Consider the following 25,743-nt stretch of genomic DNA (forward strand, 5'->3'; position numbering starts at 1 on the left):
AGGGGATCTTATCCGTCGATCCCCAGCGCGGCGAAGCGCCGGGCGAACGAGAGGCCCGACGGGAGCAGCGGGCGGGCCTCGGCGAAGGCCGCGCGTGCGTCGGCCTCCCGGCCGGCGCGGCGGGCGGCGCGCGCCAGGAAGTAGAGCGCCTCGAGCCGCTCGATCGGGAGCAGGCCGCGCGACCGCGCGAGCGTCTCCTCCCAGCTCGCGCCGCCGGGCGCGTCGATCGCGAGCGCCACGGCGTCCAGCAGGGCCTGCGCGTTCGGCGCCCCCGGGCCGGGCGGGCAGCTCGCGCGGATCCACGCGACCGCCGCCGCGGCCTCGGCGCCCTCGCCGCGCGCGGCGTGGAGCCGGGCGAGCATCAGCGAGAGCTCGACCACCGGGCGCTCCATGAAGCGCTCCTCGAGAGCGCGGCCTCGGCGGGCGAGCTCGAGCGCCTCGTCGTCGCTCCCGTTCCAGAAGAGCTGCTCGGCGAGGTTGCCGGTCGCCGCGCGCTCGGGCCACGGGTTGCCCACCTCGCGCGCCAGATCGACCGCGCGCCGGAGATCGTCGATCGCGCGGTCCAGCGCCTCCATCGCGGTCCACAGGAAGAACCGGTTGCAGTACGCGACGCAGAGGTGGACGCTGTCCTTCGCCCCGGCCGCGAGCGCGATCACCTCGTCGAAGCGGGCCTCGGCCTCCGCGAGCCGACCGGCCACCACCAGCGCGCACGCGAGCAGCAGGAGCGCGACGACGCGCGCCTCGTGATCTCCGTCCGCCTCGGCCATCGCCGCGCCGCGGCCGAGCTGCTCGACCGCCTCGGGCACGCGCGCGTGGCGCCACGCGCAGCGCCCCTCGGCCACGAGGAAGCGGCGCGAGAGCCGGCGGTCGCCGAGGCGCGCGACGATCGGCCGCGCCTCCTCCACGCGCGCCGCCGAGCCGGCGAAGTCGTTGTCCCAATCGAGCGCCGCGGCCTCCTCGAGCAGGGCGTCGCAGAGCAGCGCGTCCGCGCCCGACGCGCGCGCGGAGGCGGCCGCCGCGGTGAGGTCCTCGAGCGCCTCGCGCGTGCGCGACATCCGGTAGCGCGCCGCGCCCCGCAGCGTGAGCGCGCGCGCCCTGGCCAGGCCGTCGGCGCCGCCGAGCGCCTCGCCAGGCACACCTCCCGGAGCCTCGGCCGGCGCGTCGATCACGTCGCCCACGTCGATTACGTCGATCACCTCGATCGCGCGCGTTGCATGGGCGTCGGCGGCCACGTGCTCGTGCGCCGCGAGCGCGGCCTCGGCGAGCCGGATCGACGCCGCCGCGGCCTCCGCGCGCGCGCCCGCCGCCGCGGCGTGGAGGGCGAGGCGCTCGAGCGCGTCCGCGCCCGGATCCCCGGCGTCACGCCACACCTCGAGCGCAGCCTGGTGGACGCGACGGCGGTGCGACGGGTCGAGCATCCCGTACAGCGCGTCGCGGAGCGCGGCGCTCCGGAAGGCGAAGCGATCGGGCGCGCGCTGCTCGAGCAGGCCGTGGTCGCGGAGCGCGCGCAGGCCGGCGCGCGCGTCGACGGGCGTGGTCGCGCCGCCGCCGCGCTCGAGCGCGCCCTGGACGCGCTCGACCTCGGCGGCGCTGAAGGTGACGCCGAGGACCGCGCACAGGCGGGCGCACGCCGAGATCTCCCGCGGCAGGAGGTCGAGCTGGCGCGTGGCGAGCCACTGCCACGCGGGGGAGGGCGGGATGCGGTCGAGCGCCGCGGTGGCGAGGTAGAAGCTGCCCGTCCGCGCGCGCCGGCGCACCATGCCGGCCTCCTTGAGCGCGGCGGCGAGCTCCACGAGCGCCGCGGGGTTGCCGGCGGCCCAGCCGTGCAGCCGCTCGAGCGCGGCCGCGGGCGGGTACTCGGCGGGCGCGAGGAGCGCGGCGGCGAGCCGGACCCCGGCGGCCGCGTCGAGCGGGGCCAGGGTGAGCGCGTCGCTCCGGGCGGCGCGCGCGCCGAACCCCCGGCGCGCGGCGGCGAGCCGCGGATCCGCGGCGACGAGCACCCAGCAGGGCCCGCGCTCGCCGTCCAGGGTGGCGACCTCGAGCGCGTCGAGGAGGCCGTCGGGCGCCCAGTGCGCGTCGTCGAGGACGACCGCGATCGGCCCGCTGCGCGCCCGCGCGCGCAGCGCGGAGGCGAGCGCGCGCGGGCCGTGCTCGTCGCCCGGCGGCGCTCCGGCGAGCGCCTGGCGCAGGAGCTCCTGCATCGGCCGCGCCGGATCCCCCGCCGCGGGCGGCTCCGCGGCGGCGGCGATCACCGCCGCGCCGGGCCAGAGGCGCTGCACCAGCGCGGCCGCCTCCGTGAGGAGGCGGGACTTGCCGAGGCCGCGCTCGCCGAGGAGCGTGAACAGCCCAGGCGCGCCGCGCGCGAAGCAGGCGCCGGCGCTGGCGGCGAGCGCGTCGAGGACGTCGTCTCGGCCGACGAGCGGCGGTCCCGCGCGCTGCCGCAGGAGGTCCGTCTCCGCGCCGGCGCCGGCGCGCGCCGCCGGGAGCGCGCGGGCGGCGGCCTCGGTGAGCACCACGGGATCCGCCGCGCCCTCGGGGATCCAGGTCGCGGGCTGCTCCACCGCCGCGCCGTAGACGGCGGGCGGGCCGTCGCTGCGCGGGCGGCTGCGGAGCGGGGCGAGGTGGACAGCGGCGCGCGCTTCCCCGCCGCGGGTGAGGTCCTCGGCGGCGGCGAGCGCGGCCGCGAGCGGCGCCTCGACGTCGGCGCCCGAGAAGACCGCGACGAAGCGCCGGCCGCGGCGCCGCGCCACGAAGCCCGCGCGCCGCGCGACGGCGGCGCTCACCTGCGCGGCGTTGGCCGTGGTCTCGACGGCGACGAGCGCCATCAGCCGGCGGCCCTCCGCGATGAGCGCCGCGGCCGGCGCCTTTGCTGCGGCCGCAGCGGGCGTCTCGGCCGCAGCGGGCGTCTCGGCCGCCGCGGGCGTCTCGGCCGCCGCGGGCGCGGCGGCGGCCACGGGCAGGGCGCACGGCGCGCGGCGGCGCGCATCGTCCAGCGTGCGCGGGAGCGCGTCGTCCAGCGCGCGCCGGAGGGCGTCGGCGCTCGGCGGGCGCTCGGCCGGGTCCTTGGCCATGCAGGCGAGGATGAGCTCCTGCACCGCGTCGGGGGCGCCTGCCTCCTCCGGCAGGCGCGGCGGGCGCAGGTAGAGGTGGCCGTGCTCGATCGCGCTGCGATCGCCGACGAAGGGCGGCCTCAGCGCGAAGAGCTCGTGGAGGATCACGCCGAACGCATAGAGGTCCGTCCGCACGTCCGCCGCCGCCTCGCCGCGGATCTGCTCGGGCGCCATGTACTCGGGCGTCCCCAGCGCGAAGCCCGCGCCGGTCCGCTCGGCGCCGGCCCACGCCGCGCCGTCGCCCGTCGCGGAGGCGGCGCCGCCGCCGAGCGTGCAAGCCCGCCCGAAGTCGAGCAGCGTCGCGCGCACGGCGGGTCCGGTCGCGTCGATCGCCACGTTGTCGGGCGTGAGATCGCGGTGCACGACGCCGCGCGCGTGGACGGCGCCGAGCGCCTCGAGCACCGCCGCGGCCACAGCGAGCGCGCCGTCGGGGGCGGCCGCCGCGCCTGCGCCCGCGGCGCGGTCCTCGATCCATCGGGCGAGCGTCGGCGCCCGCACCCGCTCCATCGCGAGGTACGGCCGCCCGTCGTCGAGGTGCCCGCGCGCGTGGAGCGCGGGCGCGGGCGGCGCGCCGGCGCGCGACATCGCCGCTGCCTCCCGCGCGAAGCGCGCCCACGCGAGCCCGGTGCTGGCGCGCGCGACCTTGATGGCCGCGGCCGCGCCGTCGTCGCGGCGCGTGGCCTCCCAGACCACCGAGAACCCGCCGCGGCCGAGCTCGCCGCCCACGGCGAAGCCCTCGATGCGCGACGGCGCCCCGGCGCCCGCCTCCGTGACCGCGGGCGCCGTGAAGCCGTCGCGGGGACACGGGCGCGAGGCGGAGACCCGGATGTGGCAACGTGGGCAGCGAGGCAAAGGACCTCTCGGGCGGCGGCGTCCGGTGCGGCGAGGGCGAGGGCGAGGGCGAGGGAATGAGTACGAAAAGCTGAGATCCGGAGCGCGCCCGGCGGCGCTCCGCGCGCCCCGCATGCTACGCTGTATGTCTTGTGAAGTGCGACGCGACCGACCCTGTGCCGCTCACCACGGTCGTGGCGCGGGGATGCTCTTCCGGGGACCGGCGCGTGCTCTCGCCTGGGGATCGCGTCGGCGACTACGTCGTCGCATCGCTGCTCGGCCACGGCGGCGCGGGCGCTGTGTACCGCGTGGTCCCCGCGGAGCGGGGCGGCGCGGCGCGCGCGCTCAAGGTGCTCCACGCCGATCTCGTCTCGAGCCACGAGGCGGCGCTCCGCTTCGCGCGCGAGGTGCGCGCGATCGGCCGCATCCGGCACCCCAACGTCATCGCCGTCCACGAGGTCGGCGAGCTTCCGGACGGGAACCCGTACTTCGCGATGGAGCTGCTCGACGGCGTGGATCTCCGGGCGCACCTCGCGGCGGCCGGGCGCCTGTCGCTCGACGAGACGCTCTCGATCCTCGATCCGCTCGCGGCAGCGCTCTCGGCCGCGCACGCGCAGGCGATCGTGCACCGCGACATCAAGCCCTCGAACGTCTTCCTGGCGGACGAAGGCGGCGCGCGGCGCGTCGTGCTCCTCGACTTCGGCGTGGCCAAGCTGCTCGACGACCCGGGGCCGGCGATCACCGGCTCGCGGCAGATGGTCGGCACGCCGGCGTTCATGGCGCCCGAGCAGATCCGCGGCCTGCCGACGGATCAGCGCACCGACGTCTACGCGCTCGGCGCGCTCCTCTATGCCCTGCTCACCGGCGAGCCGCCCTTCCCGGCGACGTCGGCGCTGCTCCCGCAGCTGCATCTCCACGCCCGCCCGCCGCGCCCGAGCGCGCGCGCGCCGGTCGAGCCTGCGATCGACGAGGTGGTGCTGCGGGCGCTCAGCAAGGACCCGGGGCGGCGCCAGCAGGGCGCGGCGGCGCTGCTCGCCGAGCTCCGGGAGGCGGCGGGCCGCGCTGGCCTCCCGTCCGGCGCCGAGCGGCTCGCGGTCGCCCTCCACGTCGAGGCGCGCGCCGACGCGGCGGCGCTGGAGGACGCGGAGCCGGGTCTGCTCGACGACCTGGAGGCGATCCTGCCCGCCGCCCAGGCGTGGCTCGCCGAGCGCGGCTTCCGCGCCGCGGTCGAGGCCGGCCACGCCGCGCTCTACGTCGTCGATCCGGGCGGGTTCCCCGGCGGCGAGCACGCCGCGCGGCGGTCGGCGATCGACGCGGCGCGCGCGCTCCTCGGCGCGCTTGAGGCGCGGGCCGCGCGCGATCCGCGGGTGCACGTCGCGCTGTGCCTCCACGCCGCCCCGGCGCGCTTCGACGGCGGCGCGCCGGCTGGGGGCCAGCTGCTCGACGTCGCGGCGTGGCTCCCGGAGGGCCTGCCCGCCGGCCTCTTCGCGACGCCGGCGCTGCTCGACCTCGCGACGCCGGCGCTGCTCGACGGGCTCGGGCTCGAGGCGGCGCCGGCCGGGGCCGTGGCGCGGCTCTACGCGCGCGCCCTCCCAGCGATCACCATGCGCCGGTGATCGGGACGTCGCCGGCGAGGCCGAACTGGAGGGCGCGGTCAGCGCCGTCCCAGCCGTTGCCGTTCATGTCGAGGAGCCACATCCCGTTCGCCGGCCGCCAGGCGCCGACGAGGCTCCGTGCGGTGCCGCTCCAGCGCCCGACCACGGGGATATCGCCTGCCTGGCCGAGCAGGATGGGCACCTCGCCGTCGTACCCGTTGCCGTTGAGATCGAGGTGGAACTCTCCGTTCCGGAAGACGCCGACGCGCGTCTTGCCGGTGCCGGTCCAGTCGCCGACGAGGGGCACGTCGCCGCGCAGGCCGAACTGGAGCACGCGGTAGGAGCCGTCCAGCCCATCGCTGCTCAGGTTAAGGAGCCAGTACATCATGCCATCGGGCAGCACGCGGACGACGCCGGGGCGCGTCTTGCCGCTGCCGTCCCAGCTCCCCACGACCGGCGTATCCCCGGGACTGCCCCATTGGAGGACGCGATCGGACGAGTCGTAGCCGTCGCCGTCGAGATCGAGGTACCAGACGCCGGCCCGGAAGACGCCGACGCGCGTCTTGCCGGAGCCGGTCCAGTCGCCGACCACGGGCACGTCGCCGGGCAGCCCGAACTGGATCTGCCGATCGACGCCGGGCGACCACCCATTGCCGTCGAGATCGAGGAACCACATCCCGTCGGCGTCGCGGAACACGCCGGGCTTCGCGTGGCCGTCGCCGGTCCAGTCGCCCACGACAGGCGTTGTGTTGCCGGTGACGGAGAAGCTGATCCCGGCGTCGCCGTCCCACCCGTTGCGGTTGCGATCGAACACGAAGCTGCTCGGCCCACGGAAGACCCCGACGCCGGTCGGAACCCGCGCCACGGGCGGCGAGATCGGGCTGTCGCTGCCGTCCTCGATCTCGCCCTCGAGCGCGCCGTCCGCCTCGCCGAGCGAGCCCTCGATCGCGTCGCCGCCGTCGATCGAAGCTTCTCCGCAGCCCGCCGCGGCGGTGACAGCGGCGATCAGAAGAAGCAGCGTAGTGGACTTTGTCGACATCGAATTCATGGATTTCATCCTCATCTTCAATGGTCCATCGGTCATGGCGCGGATCGCCGGCATGACGACACACGCCTATCTGCGAACAGCGATCGCCCCGCGTCAGCGCGGCCCGAGATCAGCTGTCCCAAATCAGTCGTTCCAATCTCCCGGCCCAGGCCCCCTGCGTCACAGAGCGGCGGTCACCCGCACAGGAGACGGGTCCAGATCGGCGTTTTCGGCGCGCAGGCGTACTCCGGTACGCCGAGCACCGAAAACGTCGAGATGGGCCCGTATCCGAAGCGGGTGCCCGCCGCTCTACCAGGAGCCGGTGAGGGGGACGTCACCGGGGAGGCCGAAATGGAGGGCGCGGTCGGCGCCGTCCCAGCCGTTGCCGTTCATATCGAGAAGCCATGTTCCGGTCTGCGGCCGCCAGGCGCCGACGAGGCTCCGGGCGGTGCCGCTCCAGCGCCCGACCACGGGGATATCGCCTGCCTGGCCGAGGCGGATGGGCACCTCGCCGTCGTATCCGTTGCCGTTGAGATCGAGGTGAAACTCCCCGTTCCGGAAGACGCCGACGCGCGTCTGGCCGGTGCCGGTCCAGTCGCCGACGAGGGGCACGTCGCCGCGCAGGCCGAACTGGAGGACGCGGTAGGCGCCGCCGTCCGTCCCATTGCCGCTCATGTCGAGGTACCAGTACATCAATCCATCGGGCAGCACGCGGACGACGCCGGGGCGCGCCTTCCCGCTGCCGTCCCAGCTCCCCACGACCGGGGTGTCCCCCGGACTGCCCCAGTGGACGACGCGATCGGACGAGTCGTAGCCGTTGCCGTCGAGATCGAAGACCCAGACGCCGGCCCGGAAGACGCCGACGCGCGTCTTGCCGGAGCCGGTCCAGTCGCCGACCACGGGCACGTCGCCGGGCAGCCCGAACTGGATCTGCCGATCGACGCCGGGCGACCAGCCGTTGCCGTCGAGATCGAGGAACCACATCCCGTCGGCGTTCCGGAACACGCCGGGCTTCGAGTGACCGTCGCCGGTCCAGTCGCCCACGACAGGCGTGCTGCCGGTGACGGAGAGCTGGATCGGCGCATCGTCGTCGTAGCCATTGGCGTTGCGATCGAGCGCCCAGGCGCCTGCACGAAAGATCCCGACGCCGGTGGCACCAGGCGTGGTCGGGGCGAGATCGTGGCTCGATCGGTTGTAGACCGTGATGACCTCCGGGTACGTGACGCCGCCGCCCCCGCACTGCCCGAAGATGTCGCCGTCTCTGGAGCAATGCTCGGCGCAGGGGCCGAGGACCTGGAACCCGCACTGCTCGACTGACGTGTGGCAAGTCCGCCCTCGGCCCATCGCCTTTATGCTGCTCGTCGCGCCGATACACGCGAACTTCTTCGGCTCCAGGTCGAAGAGGTTGCCGAAGTACGTGGCCTCTTGAGCGGTGTAGTCCATCCCTTCCTCGGGGGTGAGGGTCATGCGCGGCGCGCGCAGCGAGATGTTGACCGGCTCGCCGAGCTTGTTCGCGTGCGCGAGCAGGCACGCGCTCACCCAGCGCTGCTCTTGGTCGGTGAGCTGCTTGTCACTCCAGGACGGGGCAAGGCCGTGGAGGCCGTTGAACTGAACGAAATCTGTCGGTCGCGGATCCCCTACGACCCGTTGCGGATTCTCTACGACGAGCTTTTGTCCCTGGCTCAGGGCGCACGACATCATGTACGCCATCGCTTTGCGGCGCAGCCCGTTCCCCTCGCCGGTCACCCGCTTGAAGATCCTCTCGGACTTGCTGGCGAGGGAGGCAGCCGCGAGTTCGCGGAGGAAGTTGAGGACGCCGGGGTCCCGCGTGAAATCGGCGTCGATGCCGTTCAACGAGATGACCGTAGGCCCCGGGTCGCCGCCCGGCACCGGCACCGGCTCGGGCTCCGGCGGCTCATCGCCGCTGAGCACGGCTTGCGCCGCTTCGCCGAGCGCGGCGGGGGCGTCGTCCGTCGCCGCGACACAGCCGAGCGCGGCGGGGCTCGATGCGAGGAGTGCGAGGAGCAGGTATCGGGGAGTGCCTTGCGTTGTCATGGTGTCGCGGCTCTTTAATGCAGCGCCCGTGCCGGGCGCGCAGCGCTCGTGCCGGGCGCGCAGCGCTCGTGCCGGGCGCGCAGCGCTCGTGCCGGGCGCGCAGCGCTCGTGCCGGGCGCGCAGCGCTCGTGCCGGGCGCGCAGCGCTCGTGCCGGGCGCGCAGCGCTCGTGCTTGCCCGTGGCGGGCGGCGGATCTCGCGGATCGCCGGCGCTGCCGTCCTCCTTCCGGCGGCGCTTTCCGCGCGGCGCGCCCCTGTCCCCGTAGGCGCGCGCCCACAGGTGTAGGCGCGCGCCTACGCGGCTACTCCTCGCGGGCCGACAGGTCGTGCCGGCGGAGCAGCTCGTAGAGGTGGCTCCTGTCCATGCGCGCCGCGCGCGCGGCCGCCGAGAGGTTGCCGCCGTGCGCGCGGAGCAGCCCCCGGAGGTACGCGCGCTCCCAGCGCGACGTGGCCTTCTCCTTGGCGGCGCGGAACGAGAGCGCCGGGTCGAAGGCGTCCTCGGCCGCGGGCGGCGCGGCGCTGTCCGGCGCGCGCCCATCGTCGTCCGCGCCGTCGCGCCACGGCGCCGCGTCGCCGAGGAGGACCGCGCGCTCCACGGCGGCCCGCAGCTCGCGCACGTTGCCGGGCCAGTCCTGCTGCGCGAGCGCCTGGAGGAGCTCGGCGGGCGGGCTCGGATCGCCGTCCGTGACCAGCTGCTCGTAGAAATGGGCGACGAGCAGCGGGATGTCCTCGATCCGCTCGCGCAGCGGCGGGATGCGGATCCGGACCACGTTGAGGCGGTAGAAGAGATCGGCCCGGAAGCGGCCGCGGTTGACCTCCTTCCGGAGGTCGCGGTGGGTCGCCGCGACGACGCGCATGTCGAGCGGCACCGGATCGAGGCTACCCACGCGCTTGACGACGCGCTCCTCGAGCGCGCGGAGCAGCTTGGGCTGCATGTCGAGCGGCAGCTCGCCGATCTCGTCGAGGAAGACGGTGCCGCCGCGCGCCGCCTCGAAGGCGCCCGGGCGCGACGCGACCGCGCCGGTGAAGGCGCCCTTCACGTGCCCGAAGAGCTCGGCCTCGATGAGGTTCGGCGGGATCGCGGAGCAGTCGACGACGACGAAGGGCCCGCCCGCGCGCGGGCTGCTCTGGTGGATGGCCTCGGCGACGAGGCCCTTGCCGGTGCCGGTCTCGCCCTCGACCAGCACGGTGGAGGCGCTCCCGGCGATCCGGGGCAGGAGAGCGAACAGGCGGCGCATCGCGGCGCTCTGCCCGAGGGCGCGGCCGTAGCGCTCCTCGTGGCTGAGCGGCTGGCGGACCTCCTCGTCGAGGTGCTCGAAGCGCAGCGAGGTCTCGCCGACGCCGAGCACGGTCCCGGCCTTGAGGTAGGCGGAGCGGACGCGGTACCCGGCCATGGTCGTGCCGTTCTTGCTGTCGAGATCGCGGAGCAGGAACCCCTCGGCCGTGGCGGTGATGGCGCAGTGATGGCGGGAGACGGTCGGATCGGTGAGCGTGAGGTGCGTCCCCGGCGCGGAGCCGATCACGAGCTCCGGCTCGTCAGAGTCCCGCGTGAGGCCGCGCTCCGGGCCCTCCAGGACCTTGAGCCGGAAGCGCCTGAACACGAGCTCCGTGGAGCGGGACACGAGCGCGCGGGTCTCGTCGGGCGAGGAGGGCGATGGCTGGCCGTGCGACATCGGGTCGAGGCTACCACGGCGCCGAGCGGCGGCTCTCCGCGGCGGATCCGCCTTGTACGCCGCGACCACCCGCTCGCGGAGATCGTTCGAGATCGGCGCCGCCGTCTCCCGGCCTGGACGAGCGCGAAGGAGAGGAACGAATACCCGTCGGTCAGGGCGCCTCGGAGAGCTGCGGTTTACACCTGCCCTCCGAGCACACCGCCGCCATTTCTTCCGGATACACGGGCGCGGAGCGCAGCAGCGCGGCGGCGCGAGGACGCAATCCCCCGGCGCCGCGCATGCATCCATGTCCGTCGTGGTGCCCTGACAGGCCTCCAGGCACGCCGCGAGCGACTCGAAGCGGTTCTCGTTGCCCTCGCAGCCCCCACCTGTCGACCGATCCGCCAGCCGGAGGGCTCGCTCGCGGTGACTCAGGGAGCGCTCCCGTCTGCTGCTCACTTCCTCGGCGCGACGGCGATGGTGCCCTTGATCATCCCCATGCCGCACTCGAATTTGAGCTCCCCTGCCTTGAGCTCGGGGAGGTCGATGGTCACCGGCTGTCCGGTCGGTAGCTCCTTGCGGATACCGAGGCTCGGGAAGACGACCTCCTTGGTGCAGTCGCCGCTGTCGTGGCGGACGAGCCTGAGCTCCAGCCGCTCCCCCTCGACCGCGGCGATCTTGTCGGGCACGAAGGCGCCGTGGACCATGATCTCGACCACGCGCGGCGCCTTCTGTGGCTCGGCGCTCGCGGGCTGCGAGCAGCCGAGCGCGGAGGCGACCGTGGTGATGCCGAGCGCGATCGAGAAGATTGCGTGTCTGATCTTCATGCGAGGATCTCCTTGAGGTTCTGCGTGGAAGACGCGCGGGCCTCCGCCGCATTACGGTCGAACGCGGATTTCAGCCCGCGCGCCGGAAACGGCGGAGCCGGAGGGGGCGAGAGCCGCTATCTCGCCCGGCTCCAGCGCGATGCGTCGCGCCGCCCAGCTCTCTTCCACGTGCGCGAGCGAGCTCGTCCCCGGGATGGGCAGCAGGAGCAGGTGCACGAGCTCCTGGCCCGACCGGGCGCGGGCGCTTCGGCCGGCCGCGGTTGAAAAAACTTCGGAGCCCCCGAACAGTTTCGGCCCCGGCGGCAGTCTTGGAGAGGAGAGGCCAAAACTGCCATGAAACTTTATGATTTTGCGTTTTCTCCCAACTGTCGCAAGGTCCGTGCCGTCGCCTACGAGCTCGGCGTCTCGTTCGAGCCGGTCCACGTCGACCTCTTTCAACGAGCTTCCCGCGCGCCCGAGTTTCTCGAGCTGAACCCGAACGGGCGCGTCCCGGTGCTGGTGGACGACGACCTGGTGCTCTGGGAGTCGACAGCCATCATGCGCTACCTGGCCGCAAAATGCGGCGGCGGACTGGTGCCGGCCACGGCGCGCGCCCAGGCCGAGCTGGATCGCTGGCTGGCCTGGCAGCTAGCGCACCTGGGACCGGCCATGACAGCGGTCGCGTTCGAGCGCATCGTGAAGCGCCTGACCGGCCAGGGGGCGCCCAACGAGGCGGTCATCGCCACCAGCAGCGCCGACTTCGCGCAGCTCAGCAACGTGCTCGATGCGGCGCTGTCCGGGCGCGACTACCTGGCCGGATCGCTCTCGCTCGCCGACTTCGCGCTCGCGTCGCACTACAGCCTGGCGCCCCTGTGCGGGCTTTCGCTGGCCGGGTTTCCGCGCCTCGAGTCGTGGCTCACGCGCGTGCTCGGCCGCGATAGCATGCGCCGCGCCCTCGCCGACGCCCAGGCCGCCATGATGCCCCATGCCGCCTAGAGACGACGCCACGTTCCTGCGATCGGTCGAGCCCCTGCGCGGCGCGATCCGCCTGCATTGCTACCGCATGCTCGGCTCCGCGCACGACGGCGACGACGTGGTGCAGGAGACCTGGCTGCGCGCCTGGCGCGCCAAGGATTCGTTGGAGGACGAGGCGCTTGTCAAGCCGTGGCTCTTCCGCATCGCGACCAACGTCTGCCTGGACGAGCTGAAGCGCCGGCCGCGGCGCTTGTTTCCGACGGACGCATTCCCCGCGACGGAGGACGCCGAGCCGCCGCTGCCGCGCATCGAAGAGCCCGTCTGGCTGGAGCCCATGCCCGGCGCCTGGCTGGAAGGCGTCGAGGAGCGCGACCCCCAGGCGCGCTACGCGCTCAAGGAGAGCGTCGCCTTGGCCTTCGTGGCGGCCCTACAATGCCTGTCCCCGCTGCAGCGCGCGACGCTGCTGCTCCGCGACGTGGTCGGACTGTCGGCGGCGGAGACGGCGCAAGCGCTCGCCACGAGCGTGGAGGCCGCGAACAGCGCGTTGTTCCGCGCCCGCACCGCGATCGGCAGCAAGCTCGGCGGGGCGGAGCCGGTCGACATCGCGGCGACCACGCAAGTGGATACGCGTCTGCTCGAACAGTACGTGCGCGCCTTCGAGGAGGCGAACCTGGACGCCCTGGTCGCGCTGTTCCACGAAGAGATGCGCACCACCATGCCGCCGGCGCCAACCTGGGTCTCCGGGCGCGCCGCCAACGAGCGCTTCTACCGGCGGATGTTCGGCAGCATCGTCCCTCGGCAATTCCTGCACTTGCGCATCGCCGCGAACGGACAACCGGCGCTGGCCTTCTATCGTCCCCGAGCCGCTGGCGCGCCACACACCCTGTCGGCGATTCAGCTCGTCACCACGCGCGACGGCGCGATCGCGACCGTCGACCATTTCATGCTGCCCGAGGTGTACCCCCTGTTCGGCGTGCCGTCGGAGCTGCCCACCTCATGAGCGAGTCCATTGGGAGGGGCCCGTCGCCACGATCACCCACGAACGCCGGACGATCGCAAAATTCGGCGCGCCGCCGTGTGCCGCGAAGCGCGCGTGCAGCGAGGAAACGAGCGCGCCCCCCGTCCGTCTCCAGCTCCAGCGTATACCAGACATGGGGGCTTGCCGGAAGCCCCCATGCATGCCGCACCATGCTGCACCATGAAGATGCCGAATCATGCCGTGGTGATCGCTGGTGGAGGTCCGACGGGACTCATGTTGGCGGCCGAGCTAGCGCTGGCGCGGATCGACGTGGCCGTCGTCGAGCGGCGCGAAAACCAGGACCTCGCCGGCTCGCGCGCGGGCGGCCTGCACGCGCGCACGATCGAGGTCTTCGATCAGCGTGGCGTCGCGGAGCGCTTCCTCTCACAAGGGCAGGTGATGCAGGTCGCCGGCTTCTCGTTCATCCCTCTCGACATCAGCGACTTCCCCGTTCGTCACCACTACGGGCTCGCGCTCCGCCAGAACCGGATCGAGCGCATCCTGGCCGACTGGGTCTCCGAGCTGCCGGTGAAGCTCTATCGCGGGCGTGACGTGACGGGGTTTGCGCAGGACGACACGGGCGTCGACGTCGAGCTGTCCGACGGCGTGACGCTACGAGCGAAGTATCTCGTCGGGTGCGACGGCGGTCGCAGCCTGGTCCGCAAGAAGGCGGGCATCGACTTCGCCGGATGGGACGCGTCGACGAGCTACCTGATCGCGGAGGTGGACATGGTGGACGAGCCCGCGTGGGGCGTCCGCCGCGGCGAGAAGGGCGTCAACGCGCTGGGCAAGCTGGAGGACGGAAAGCGTGTCGGCGTCGTGCTCGTGGAGCCGCACGTCGGCAAAGCCGACAAGCCGACGCTACAGGACCTGCGCGACGCGCTCGTCGCGGTCTACGGCACCGATTTCGGTGTTCGTAACCCGACCTGGCTATCCCGATTCAGCGACATGGCTCGGCAAGCGGTGTCCTACCGAGACCGGCGTGTCCTCCTGGCGGGCGACGCGGCGCACGTGCACGCGCCGGCAGGTGGACAGGGGCTCAACATCGGCGTCCAGGACGCCGTGAACCTGGGATGGAAGCTCGCCCAGGTGGTGAGCGGCACATCGCCCGACAGCCTGCTCGATACCTATCACGCCGAGCGGCACCCCATCGCTGCCCGCGTGCTGCGCCTGACCATGGCACAAACCGCGCTCGGTCGCGGCGACGATCGAACGGAGGCCCTGCGCGAGACCGTGACCGAGCTGCTCAAGATGGACGAGCCTCGCAAGCGCTACGCCGCGATGATGTCGGGTCTCGACATTCGCTACGACCTCGGTGAAGGACACCCGCTGCTCGGACGTCGCATGCCCGATCTCGACCTGGTCACCGAGGGCGGACCGCTGCGCGTATTCACGCTGCTGCACGAGGCAAGGCCGGTCTTGCTCAACCTCGGTGAGCCGGGGGCCTTCGACATCGGTCCCTGGGCCGCTCGTGTTCGGCTGCTCGAAGCTCGCCCCGCTGGGGTGTGGGAGCTCCCGGTGCTCGGCGCGGTACCTGCGCCGACTGCTGTCTTGATCCGACCGGACGGACACGTCGCGTGGGTCGGAGAGGGGACGGACCACGGCCTTCGCGACGCCCTCACCACCTGGTTCGGACCGCCCACGCAGCGGAGCGCCACCGCGTAGAATGCCCCGGCAGCGAAGCGCACGAACGCGCTCGACGCCGACAGCGAGCTGGTTCAAGAGTCCCACGACGAGGAGCACATGACCATGCAGCCAGCCCGCCGCGGTTGATCACTCCACGACGATGAAGAGTTCGTCTTCCACCAAGGAGACGTCGTCGTGGAAGAACCGTGGGGCGTGGCTGCCGCGATCCGCGGGCGCGCTCAGGGAATCGCTGCCGTCTGCGACGACGTTCGCGGGCGCGACCATGTCGTCGTCCAGGTAGCGCCAGACCGACGCGGTGCGAACGTTCCCGCTCGGCGTCGGCCCGGTGCGGGCGCGAGGTGCGCTTCAGCGATCGGCGAGCGGCAAGGTAAACGAGAAGGTGCTCCCGTCGCCAACCCGGCTCTCCACCCAGATTCGCCCACCGTGCGCCTGGACGATCCCCCGCGCAATGGCCAGACCGAGGCCAGTGCCGCGCTGCCCGTTGTTCGGGCGCGTCCAGTACGGGTCGAAGATGAGTGGGAGGTGTTCGGCCGCGATTCCGACACCGGAATCCCGGACGTGGATCCCCACCTCGCCGTCGAGCGCCTCGGCACGCACGTAGATCGCCCCGCCGTCGGGCGTGAACTTGTGGGCATTCCTGAGCAGGTTGGAGAGGACCTGGACGATCCGGTCGCGATCGGCGAGCACCGGCGGCAGATCCGTCGGAACCTTCACGTGCACCGACAACGAGCGGCCGGTCTCGCCGAAGCGCGCTGTTTCCGTCGCATCCGCCACGAGGTCGGAGACCTCGTGGGGGGCGGGCAGGATCGACAGTCGGCGAGCGTCGATGCTCGCCACGTCGAGCAGGTCGGCGATGAGGCGGTTGCTGTGGCGCGCTGCGCGCTCGATCGTCCGTACGCCGTCCCGCAACTTCTCCTCGTCGACGCGGGACGCCAGCTCCCGCTTCAGCAGGGCCGCCCGGAGCACGATCGCGCTGAGGGGGTTGCGGAGATCGTGGGCCACGATGCCGAGCATCTGCTCGCGCTTCCGGACCGCATCCTGTGCCTCGGCGCGGGCGCGCATCTCCGACTCGAAGAGGGCATTCCGCTCGACCGCCTGAGCGCACTGATCCGCCATCGTGGCGACCAGCTTACGCATCGCCGGATCGAGGCGGCACGAACCCTCGATGATGAACACCAGGCCGCCGAGATCCCGACCGTGGATCCGGAGCGGCAGCGCCACGAGGCGTGGCGAGGCCATGGCGGACATGGTGGGGCGCGGGGCGAAGCGCGTGGCGGCCCCCTCGACCTCGTCGGGGTCCGGCAGGATGACCAGCTCGCCGCGGCACAGGGCCAGGACGACCGGCTGCTCCGGATCGGACGGAATCGACGGGAAGGGCGACGTCCCGTTGTCGCCGGTCGAGGCCACGAGGCGCAGCCCCCCTGGGTCGTCCGTTCGCAGGTAGGCCCGCGCGCCCTGGGCCTGAAGGATCGCGCCGATCGCGCGGATCGCGACGCCGGCGGACTCTCCGGCGCTGCACGTGCGGGCGAGCGCGGCCGTGACGGCCTGCAGGCGGGCGAGCTGCTCGCGCGCCTCCTCTGCCTGGATCCGGCCCGCCTCCTCGGCCTCGCGGCGGCGGCTTTCCCATGACGCCTGCAGCTCGCGCTCGATCGTGTAGGCGATGTGCGCCACCAGCGCGAGCCGCTCGGGGCTGCCGGTCGCGGCGGACGTGCTGACGTCGATCGCGCCGATGATCGTACCGTCGGGCGCGTGGATCGGCGCGCCGGTGCACGTGCAATCGTCGAATGCGCTCGCGAAATGCTCCGGCCCGACGATCGCGACCGGGCGATTGGTTGCAATGGCGGTGCCGGCGCCGTTGGTCCCCATCGTCCGCTCCGACCAGTCGAATCCGGGCAGGAGTCCGAATGTCTCCATCATCGAACGAGACGTGCCGACCGAGTGAAGGACGATGCCGTCCCCATCGACGAGGTAGACGGCCGGCTCCGACGCCCGTAGCAGCGCGGCGGCCCAGTGCAGGTGAGGGATGGCGGCGCGGACCAGGTCGGCGCTTCGTTCCAACCTTCTCGCGAGCTCCTCGTCGTCGATCCGCCGGAAGGGCGGACGAACGGGGTCGACCGCCGCCGCCCGACTGCGTTCCCATGAGTCGAGTACGAGGCGGTGCAGCGGGTCGGCGAGATCCAGCTCGCGGACGAAGTCGTTCCACGTGCGGAACCGTTCATTCGCGACCGTGGCGCCCGGCGTTCCAGCATCCCCCATGGACATCAACCTCGTAACACGAGAGCTGCGCCAAAGCACGAGCCTGCTGACCCGATAGCTCGCCGTTCACGTCACCATGCTGCGGAGCGTGGTCGGCGTCGTGCGGTTGCTTGGCCGCATGGTTGTGTTCTCTCGCATGGCTGCCGGGGCGAGGGCCCTGTACGTCAGGGAAGATGTCGACTCCTCAGCCCGGCAGTCCGGCCTATAGAGCTCGGGAAATCGTGACCAGGGGCGAGGTTGGAGAATTCGCCTGAGACGGGCGTATTCGAAGCTTTTTGAGAGACGATGGTTCAGCGGTCAGCGGATGGCGGGGTTTCTGTCCCGCGGTGCTAGCCGGATCGCCGGAACAAGCTCATCAATCGCTTGAGCAGCCCCGGTTTCGCGGTCGGCGCGGCCGCCACCGGCTCCGCCTGGTCGCGGCGAGCTGACCTTGGCGCCGCGTCGCGGGGCTTTGCCACAGCGGCGTCACGGGGCTTTGCTGCAGCAGGAGGTGCTCCGGGCTCCTCACGGGCGGCCTCTACGCTCTTGTCCGCGGTGCGCTCGGCCGCGCGGCTCGGTGCCTGCTTCCCTGCGTTCTTTTCGGCCCGCGCCTGGACTCTGGCCTTCATTGCCTCCTTGGCGGTGAGCGCGGGCTTCTTCTTCCGCGGGAATGCGGCGCTGGGGGGAGGCACCCACGCGGCGTCCCGGCGCGGCTCGGGAGTCGCCGTCGTCTCCGGCGCCGGAGCCGGCGCCGCGCCGCGCGTCTCGGCGGGCTGCGACTGCCGCGACGACTTGCGGGAAGCGTTGGCCTCTCCGGCGGCGGGCGCGCGCTTCGCGTCGGCGAGCGCGGCGTTGCGCTCCGCCTCGTTCTGCGCGGGATCCGCGTCGGCTGCCGCTCGTTGCTCTCGCGTGGCGGCGCCCGGCGCTGGATGGGCCGCGGGCGCGCGGGTCTGGGCAGCGCCCCCGGCGCCTGTCCGGCCGCGCGGCGTCGCCCCATCCCGCGGTCGCCTGGCCTTGTCCGGCGGGCGCCGCTCGGCCGCGCCGCCGTCGCGCGCCCCGCGCTCGGCCGCGCCGCCGTCGCGTCCTGCGCGCTCCGCCGGCCCGCGCTCGCGCGCTCCACGGTCGTCAGGTCCACGCTCTGCCGGCCGCGCCGAGCGCCGCGGCGGCGGCTCCTGCGCGGGCGCTGGCGTGCGCGGCCGGCGCATGTCGATGACCCGCGGCGGCCGCGATCGAGCGGACGCCGCGGCGGGGGGCGCAGCGGCGGCCGGCACGACCACGGCGTCTGCTGCGCTCGCTGCGCCCGCCGTCGTGGTCGTCGTCGTGCCGCCGGAAGAGGCCTCCACGCCCGCCTCCGCCGCCCCTCCGGCGGCTTCCGTCGCGCGCTCCTCGACGGGCCCCGCGCTCTCCGGTTGCCCCTCCCCGTTTTCCGCTGTGCTTTGCTCGACCATGGGGCTCCTCCATAGCGTTGTCGGGCGCTCCGCGAAACCGGATCTCACCGCCTCGCACGCGTGGGCGGGGCGCGGCCCGCCGCCCACGTGTGCCAAGGACCGCGCGAGCCCATCGAGGGTCACCTGCGCTCGCCTTCGGTGTCCGTGGCTCGACGCGCGCGAACCCGCGGCCGGGCGCCGCGAAGGTGCGTCTACCCGCCGCGGCGCGTCGCCGGCGCGGTGCGAGGCGTTCGCTCCAGGCGCAAGCCGACGCCGGATCAGGTCGGCAGGGCCGCGGCGCGTAGCCTGCGCGATGTGTGTCGTTCGAAGAGCGAAGAGAGGGATGATGCGGCCGCGCCGTGCGGAGCTGTGCGCCGCGCGCCGTCGCCGCAAGCCGGCCCGGGGCGCTCGGCCCCGGCCGGCTTGCCTTGCGGCCCGGCTACTCGCCCAGGTAGGGGACGAGGTTGACGGTCTCGCGGTCGAGCTGGTGAATCCCGAAGCGGCCGGCGGCGAACAGGACCTCTTCGCCGCTGGTCACGAACCTCTCGGGCCAGCCCCAGAGGGGGAAGAACGCCTGTGCCTTCGGCGCCTCGGGCTCCTCGAGCGAGATCGCCAGGGCGCCGCCGGGCACCTCGAAGAGCGCCCGCATGTCGGCCGTATGGCGGAGCGACGCCCACGAGGCGAGTCGGACGGTGGAGAGCACGTCGAACTCGGGGATCGCGGGGTTCTCGTTCTCCGGCTCGGGCGGCGGCGCCTCACCCGCCGGCGAGAGCGTGGTCAGCTTCTGGTTCGGATCCCATCCACCGTACCACCCGTTGCCCGGACGCCAGATCAGGCTGTGGGACAGGACGGGCAGCCCGCGGCCGTCGATGGAGATCGCGTTGACCTGGCGGTCGGGGAACTTCTGGTACTCCTGCAGGTACGCGAGCCCCTCGTGCACCTCGAGCCGCGCGATCGCCGTCTCGATGAACTGCTGGCCCCACACCCTGTCCCTCGCGTAGATCGACGCCCCCTGGATCGCGAGGACCTCGCCGGGCACGTTGATCCCCGGATCGAGCGCGGGCTGCGACGGGTTGGTCAGATCGAGGTGCGTGAGGAAGTACTGCGTGCGCGGGCGCGGATCGTCCGGCGCGAGCCCGCTCATCGAGCGCTTGATGTTGAAGTAGAGCTCCCCGTCGTCGTTGAGGACATTCACGGTCTCGTTGTCGTCCGGCAGCGCGACGGCCGGCGCCACCGTCGGGTGGTCCGGGTCGGAGAGGTCGACCACGTGGACCTCGATCTGTGCCCAGCTGCGGCGCGGGACGTACTCGTAACAATACGTCGACGTGATCCCCACGATGTCGTTCCGGTCGACCTCGACCGGCGTGCAGCTCGTGTCCGCGCCGGGGTGGTCCGTGCACTCCGCGAACCCGCCGTTGCAGTACTCCTCGCCGCCGATGTTGCGGCACGTGCGCTCTCCGGCCATGTACGTGCAGCCTTCCTGCCCGAAGCAGCCCGGATTCTCGACCGAGTTGGTCCGGCACGCCCAGCCGACCCCGAGGTCCTCGGAGTGGCCGATGACGCGCAGGAAGGCGAGGGCATCGCGCCCGGGGTGCACGGTCGAGAACGAGCTCGCCCCGCCGTAGTAGCCGCCCGTGGCGGGGAGATCGCTCGTGTCGAGCGTGCCCGCCCGCCGCGGCGCGGTCGGATCGGACAGGTCGATCACCTCGAGGTGGGTCACCTTGCCCACCCAGTTCTCGAAGGTGGTGGTCAGCGACACGAGCAGGTCGCCCACCTGATGGAGCTGCGCGTCGGCCGGCAGATCGAAGGTGGCGATCGGCTGCGCGAGCTGGGTGAGCCCGGCGCTCGGCACGACCTCCGCCTTGATCTTCCGGTTCTCGGCGGGGGTCCAGTAGAGATCGTAAGGCATCTTCACGCGGACGCGGTGCTCGCCGAACGCGAAGACCTTCACATAATCCGGGGCGAGATCGAGGTGTCCGAGCTTCTCGGGCGTGTCGAGCTTGTCCTGCGCATAGAGGGTGAGCTCCTCATCGGAGACGTTCGCGGTGGCGATGTCCTCGGCGCGGAACGTGCGGCGCGCGGGCGTCCCGTGCTCCATCACGCCGCGGCGGGTCAGCGTGGTGTCCGAGAAGGTGAAGATCTGCACGCCGGAGAACGGCCGCCGGTAGTTGTCCACGGTCCTGCTCGCGGAGAACGGGAGCAGCACGAGGCCCGTCTCTGGCTCCCCGCCCGGCGCCACGGCGTCCACCGCGTCGTCGAGCACGGTGAACGCGCGGTGGTCCCAGTCGGCCTCGGACCAGCTCCAGCCCTGAGCGCCGCCGTCGATCTCGGCGCGCGCCACCAGCGGATCCTGGCTGGTCAGATCGGTGATGTCATAGAGGCTGGCCGCGAGCTTCCGGCCGTTCTGATCGTTCACGCCGATGCCGATCAGGCGGGTCGCGCCGAAGACCGGGCGGAAGAAGTTGTTCCACCCGGACACGATGAACTCGCTCTCCTCGGTGATGTTCCCGCTCGGATCGATGGAGAAGGCGTGGAACGGATCCTGACGCCGGTAGGTGACCGCGAACGCCCTGTCGTCCAGGAAGATGGCGCCGTAGAGCGACTGTTCGGCGCCGAAATCCTCGCTGTCGATCGGCACGATGTTGTCGGGATCGGCCGCGTTCCACGTCTCGAGGTAGCTGGGCGACCCGTCGGCCCACTGCGGACCGGAGAAGACCCGCAGCATGTTGTCGCGGAAGTCCATGTGGAACTGGGAGCGCACGTAGCCGGCCGCGCTCACGCTGTCGCGCAGCACCATGGACCCGTCGCGGTTCGAGATGTCGATGATCGAGATCTCGCTGGGATCCTGCGACCAGCTGCCGCTGTTGCGCGCCACGAGGAGCACGTCCGCCTCCGCGTGGATGGCGGTCACCGTGTCGCCGAGCTCGATCTCGCTCCTCTCGACGAGCGCGTCGACGCCGACATCGAAGCTCCGGACGAGGGTCTTGTTGACCCACTGGAACTGCCCGGGGTTGATCTCCTCGAGCTCCGAGCCGTTCGAGGCGATGTAGAGCGAGCTCGCGCTCTCGCCGCGCGCGAGGCGGCTCGTCATGATGGCGCCCGTGACCGGGTATTGCGACAGGAGCTTCGGCGCGGCGCGGTCGGCGATGTCGATGAACAGCACCGTCCCGCCGGTCCGCCGCTCCACGGTGAGGCCATCGGCCTTGAGCTGGTAGCCGGCCCAGTCGTTCAGGAGCACGACCGCGCGGTCGCCGACGACGTACATCTCGACAGGGGTGCCGGCGATCTGCATCTGGCCCAGGAACTTCGGGTCCGACGGGTCCTGGATGTCGATGACCTGCAGGCCGCGGAAGGTGTTGAGGTTGAGGAGCTGCCCGCCGCCGAGGACGCGGTAGATGTCGCCTTCCTCGAGCTCGCGGCTCTCTTCCTCTTCCTCCTCCTCTTCTTCCTCTTCTTCCTCCTCGCCGAGGTACCCCTCGGTGAACGGATCATCGGCCGACACGAAATCGGTGGGCCCCTGTGGGGTCTCGGGCTCTGGCTCCTCGGGCTCTTCCTTGGGAGGATCGGGGTCAGGCTCCTCCTCTTCGGGCGGAGGGTTCTCGTTCTCTTCTTCCTCCGGCTCCGGCGGGGTCTGCTCCTGGGGCACGGGGTTGGTGCCGTCGCGCCCGCATCCCTGTCCGAGCATCAAGAGGAGCGCGGCCATCACGCTGGCCTGCGCCGACAGCACGCCTCTGAACAGTGCTCTTCTCATCACCACGGCTCACTCCTCCCTGGTACCTCGCTCGAGGTACGGAGACTGCACACATCGATGGCTCGACCACGGTTCAACGTGGTCGGAACGTCGCGGCCCGAGGGCGGCGTTGCGGCGAGTCCCGACGAGCGGTCGAGGGCGCGTCCGGCACGGCGCAGCCCGCGATCGAGCCGGTCTTCGCGCCTTCGTGCTACGGCGGACCGTAAGCTTGCATCCAGTGGAGTATCCACCTTCTGGAGGAGCCGCTCAACGTGGAATGCTGCGACGGAACGGCGGCAGAGCGGATTGCTCGGCGTGCCGCAGCAGGGTGTCTTGGGTGGAGCGGAGCGCCGAACGCTTACATGTGGCGGCGTCTGCCCACGCGACGCGGCGCTGGTTGACCTCGGCTCGTGCCGGCCAGCGGGGCGCTCAACGCCCTCTATCGTGACATCGAGCGGCGCGGGACTCGCGTTCTCGCTCGCCGATCAGGCCGCCTCTTCCTTCTCTTCCAATCGCGCCACCGGCAGCGCCACGAAGAACGTCGACCCCTTGGAGACCACGCTCTCCACCCAGATCCGCCCGCCATGGCCCTCGACGACCCGCTGCGCGATCGCGAGCCCCAGCCCCGTCGAGCGCTCGCCGCCGGTGCTGACCGTCCTCGCCCGCCCGAACGGCCGGAAGAGCTTTCCGAGGTCCTCCGCCGCGATCCCGGGCCCCTCGTCCCTCACCGACAGGATCACCTCGTCCCCTCCGCCGGCATCCCCCCCGCGGCCCCCCTCGACCCGGACGCGGATGGTCGTGCCCGGAGGCGAGTAGTGGATGGCGTTGCTGATGAGGTTGTTGAGCACCTGCTCCAGCTTGTGGACGTCGACCTCGACCCGCGGGACGCCCTCGTCGCTCTCGACGACGAGCTTCATGTTCTTCTGCCCCGCCAGCACCATGTTGAGCGCCACGTTCGACTCGACGAGCTGGACGATATCCGTGCTCTTCCTGTCGAGGTTCAGCTTGCCGAGCTCGATCATCGACACGTCGAGCAGATCGTTGATGAGCGAGAGCATGAATTTGCTCGAGCTCCTGATCATGTTGACGATCTCGACGCCACCCTCCTTGAGCAGCGACGACGGCTCCCCGCGCCGGTGGCTCATCAGCATGAAATCGCTGTAGCCCAGGATGACGCCGAGCGGGTTCCTGAGGTCGTGGGCCGCCATGCCGACGAAGCGGTTCTTCTCCTCGTTCAGCCGGACCAGCTCCGCGTTCTTCGCCGCGAGCTCCTCGTGCATCTGGACGAGCTGCCGGTTGCTCTCCTCCAGCGTGTCGGCGTACTGCTTGAGCTTGAGCTGGCTCCGCTTGTGCTCGATGGCATAGCGGATCGTGCGCTCGAGGATCTGCGCGTCGAACCTCCCCTTCACCAGGTAATCGGCGACGCCCGCGCTCATCGCGGCCATGTCGATCTCGTCGTCGCCGACCCCCGTCAGCATGATGATGGGGATCGCGCAGCCGAGGTGGTTGGCCTCGCGCACGACGTCGAGGCCCGTCCGCGCGTCGAGCCGGAAGTCGAGGAGGCAGACGTCGTAGCCGCCGGCGCGCAGCGCCCGGATCGCCTCGTCCGAGCTGCTCAGCCACGTCACGTCGTACCGGGTGCGGGGAGCGTCGCGGAGGAGCCTCCGCGTGACGAGGTGGTCGACCTCGTCGTCATCCACAAGCAGGACCTTCATCTCGCTGTCGTTCATCGGGGGCCTCGCCCACGCCGGACATCGGCGCTCTCCCGCCGGCAAGCTTCGCGCCACGCCGCCTGCTCCACCCCCACCGTGGCGGGGGCCAGGGTCTTCGCCCCGACCTTCATTGCCGGCGCTTCTGCTCTTCGGCGACGCCCACGAGCGCGCGCGCCAGGGTGATGAGCTGCCCCGCGTCGAACGGCTTGACGAGGAACGCCGACGCGCCGAGGCGCGACAGGCACTGCCAGTCGGCCGCGCCCCCGGTCCCCGTCGCCACGATGATCGGGAAATCCCCTTGTGGGAGCTTGCGCACCGCCGCCGTGAGCGCGATCCCATCCAGGCCGGGCATGTCGAGGTCGAACACGCCGAGGGAAGGGCGGTTCGCCTCGATGGCCGCGAGCGCCGCGGCGCCGTCGGGCGCCGTCTCGATGGCCGCGCCGGGCAGCGCCTCCGCGAGGACGCTGGTGAGGAAGCTGCGGAACGACGGGCTGTCGTCGGCGACCATGACGCGCGTCGTGCGCGCGTACGCCGGCATGGCGCCGCGCGCGTCGAGCAGCGCCTCGCGCAGCGCCTCCGCGCTCGCCGTGCGCTGGTCGGGCTCCTTGGCCAGCGCCGCGAGCACCGGCGCGTCGAACGACGCCGGCAGATCCGTGCAGAGCTCGCTCGGCGGGATCGGGGGCTGATACGCGTGCTGCATGACCAGATCGACGGTGCTCGTGCTCTGGAACGGCAGGCGGCCGGCGAGCAGGTAGTACGCGACCACCCCGAGCGCGTAGACGTCGATGCGCGGCAGCAGCGCGGGATCGAGCTGCCGGCCCAGCGCCACCTCCGGCGCCAGGTACGCCGGGGTGCCGGAGAAGGCGAGCTCGATCCGATCGCCGCGGGGGATCCGCTTCGCGAGCCCGAGATCGGCCACCACCACGCGGAGGGCCTGGCCGACGAGGATGTTGCTCGGCTTGACGTCGCGGTGGGCGATGCCCGAGGCGTGGATCGCCGAGACGCCGAGGCAGGCCTGGTCGAGGACGCTCAGCGCCTCGTCGAGGCCGAGCCGGCCTCCCTTGCTGTGGACATGCGTGTCGAGCGTGACCCCGGGCACGTACTGCATGACGAAATACGGCGCGTTCTCGTACTCGCCGAACGCATAGATCTCGACGACGTTCGGGTGGTGGACGCGGGCCATCGCCCGCGCCTCCGCCAGCAGGCGGGCCTGCATCTGCGCGTTGTCGAGCTGCTCGGGCCGGAGCAGCTTGATGGCGACGTCCCGCTGGAGCTGCTCGTCGCGCGCCAGGAGGATGACGCCCATCGCCCCTTCTCCGAGGCGACCGAGGACGCGGTAGACCCCTCCAAGCAAAGTGCCCTCGGGCGGCACCTGAACCGCGCTGCCTCCCTCGTGCATGCTCGAGCGCGCCGCGGCCTTCCAGAGGTCCTCGTCGCTCAGCGTGGAGCCGTCGCCGTCCCGCTCGGCCGGCGGCTCCGCCCGCGCGGGAGGACGGTCGCGTACCACGGTGTCGACGCCCTGCAGCGTATCCGCGACGTCGGGCACGAGCGGCGCGGGGGGATCGCCGCCGTTCGCGCTTCCAGTGCTGAAGCCGGGCGAGCCGTCCGCCGCGTCTGCCATGGTGCGCATGATACGTGCCCTGCGCATGCCTATCAACGAAGAGCGACACGCGCTGCTGCTGCGAAGCGCGGTGCACGCGACGCGCTGACGACGTGTCGCGGACGCGTCATGGTCCACCACCGCGTGCACCACCGCCGGGCGCGCGCCGGCGCCGCGTCAGGCGGGATGTCGAGGCTGTGGCAGGATGCCACGCTGCGCGGCGAGCGTGGCTTTGCGCCGCGGTCGCTTGCCGGGGCAGTTCCGCCCGCCAGAAGTCCGGCCAGCGATGGCCGGACTTCTGCGCCGCTTCGCAGTGGCTTCGCG

Annotated in this window: 15 protein-coding genes; 4 read left to right on the forward strand and 11 right to left on the reverse strand. The window is 72.4% G+C overall.

Features of this window, described 5'->3' with window-relative positions:
- Positions 1–8: 8 nt before the first annotated feature.
- Complete coding sequence (locus tag WMF19_RS13600) at positions 9–3,962, reverse strand: protein kinase domain-containing protein (RefSeq protein WP_437899490.1); 3,954 nt, start codon at positions 3,960–3,962, stop codon at positions 9–11.
- Positions 3,963–4,093: 131 nt separating this feature from the next.
- Between WMF19_RS13600 and WMF19_RS13605 the strand changes: the two genes are divergently transcribed.
- Positions 4,094–5,557 (forward strand): serine/threonine-protein kinase, encoded by a 1,464-nt coding sequence (locus WMF19_RS13605; RefSeq protein WP_437899491.1) that lies wholly within the window; start codon positions 4,094–4,096, stop codon positions 5,555–5,557.
- On the opposite strand, the gene WMF19_RS13610 is transcribed toward WMF19_RS13605, so the two are convergent.
- The 4 genes from WMF19_RS13610 to WMF19_RS13625 form a co-directional block, all read right to left on the reverse strand.
- Positions 5,541–6,584 (reverse strand): hypothetical protein, encoded by a 1,044-nt coding sequence (locus tag WMF19_RS13610; protein WP_437899492.1) that lies wholly within the window; start codon positions 6,582–6,584, stop codon positions 5,541–5,543. The two genes, WMF19_RS13605 and WMF19_RS13610, sit on opposite strands and share 17 nt — an antisense overlap.
- 288 nt (positions 6,585–6,872) lie before the next feature.
- Positions 6,873–8,618 carry a hypothetical protein gene (locus WMF19_RS13615; protein ID WP_437899494.1) on the reverse strand — a complete coding sequence of 582 codons (1,746 nt, stop codon included), beginning with the start codon at positions 8,616–8,618 and terminating at the stop codon, positions 6,873–6,875.
- Positions 8,619–8,919: 301 nt separating this feature from the next.
- Entirely contained in the window at positions 8,920–10,290 is a 1,371-nt protein-coding gene (locus WMF19_RS13620; RefSeq protein WP_437899496.1) for a sigma 54-interacting transcriptional regulator, read from the reverse strand.
- Between the two features lie 434 nt (positions 10,291–10,724).
- Entirely contained in the window at positions 10,725–11,096 is a 372-nt protein-coding gene (locus WMF19_RS13625) for a cupredoxin domain-containing protein (RefSeq protein WP_437899498.1), read from the reverse strand.
- Positions 11,097–11,429: 333 nt separating this feature from the next.
- Here WMF19_RS13625 and WMF19_RS13630 point away from each other — a divergent pair, with 333 nt between their 5' ends.
- The 3 genes from WMF19_RS13630 to WMF19_RS13640 all read left to right on the forward strand — a co-directional run bounded on the left by WMF19_RS13630 (position 11,430) and on the right by WMF19_RS13640 (position 14,733).
- The gene (locus WMF19_RS13630; protein ID WP_437899500.1) at positions 11,430–12,071 is read left to right on the forward strand and encodes a glutathione S-transferase family protein; all 642 of its coding nucleotides are present in this window, start codon (positions 11,430–11,432) and stop codon (positions 12,069–12,071) included.
- Positions 12,061–13,050: an RNA polymerase subunit sigma-70 gene (locus tag WMF19_RS13635; RefSeq protein ID WP_437899502.1), complete on the forward strand. Its 990-nt coding sequence runs from the start codon at positions 12,061–12,063 to the stop codon at positions 13,048–13,050. Before WMF19_RS13630 ends, WMF19_RS13635 begins: the two co-directional genes overlap by 11 nt.
- A gap of 204 nt (positions 13,051–13,254) precedes the next feature.
- Positions 13,255–14,733, forward strand: coding sequence for an FAD-dependent monooxygenase (locus tag WMF19_RS13640; protein ID WP_437901626.1), 1,479 nt, complete (start codon positions 13,255–13,257; stop codon positions 14,731–14,733).
- Positions 14,734–14,841: 108 nt separating this feature from the next.
- On the opposite strand, the gene WMF19_RS13645 is transcribed toward WMF19_RS13640, so the two are convergent.
- From WMF19_RS13645 to WMF19_RS13670, 6 genes are all read right to left on the reverse strand, one after another.
- Positions 14,842–14,979: a hypothetical protein gene (locus WMF19_RS13645; RefSeq protein ID WP_437899504.1), complete on the reverse strand. Its 138-nt coding sequence runs from the start codon at positions 14,977–14,979 to the stop codon at positions 14,842–14,844.
- 81 nt (positions 14,980–15,060) lie between these two features.
- Complete coding sequence (locus WMF19_RS13650; protein ID WP_437899506.1) at positions 15,061–16,971, reverse strand: ATP-binding protein; 1,911 nt, start codon at positions 16,969–16,971, stop codon at positions 15,061–15,063.
- A gap of 329 nt (positions 16,972–17,300) precedes the next feature.
- Entirely contained in the window at positions 17,301–18,398 is a 1,098-nt protein-coding gene (locus WMF19_RS13655) for a hypothetical protein (RefSeq protein ID WP_437899508.1), read from the reverse strand.
- A gap of 418 nt (positions 18,399–18,816) precedes the next feature.
- A complete protein-coding gene (locus WMF19_RS13660; protein ID WP_437899509.1) occupies positions 18,817–22,128 on the reverse strand; it encodes a beta-propeller domain-containing protein in 3,312 nt (1,103 codons plus the stop codon).
- A gap of 464 nt (positions 22,129–22,592) precedes the next feature.
- A complete protein-coding gene (locus WMF19_RS13665) occupies positions 22,593–23,822 on the reverse strand; it encodes an ATP-binding protein (protein WP_437899511.1) in 1,230 nt (409 codons plus the stop codon).
- 124 nt (positions 23,823–23,946) lie between these two features.
- Complete coding sequence (locus tag WMF19_RS13670) at positions 23,947–25,440, reverse strand: protein kinase domain-containing protein (RefSeq protein ID WP_437899513.1); 1,494 nt, start codon at positions 25,438–25,440, stop codon at positions 23,947–23,949.
- Between the last annotated feature and the right edge of the window lie 303 nt (positions 25,441–25,743).

The organism is Sorangium sp. So ce124, assembly GCF_051525235.1.
GTDB classification, from domain to species: domain Bacteria; phylum Myxococcota_A; class Polyangia; order Polyangiales; family Polyangiaceae; genus Sorangium; species Sorangium atrum.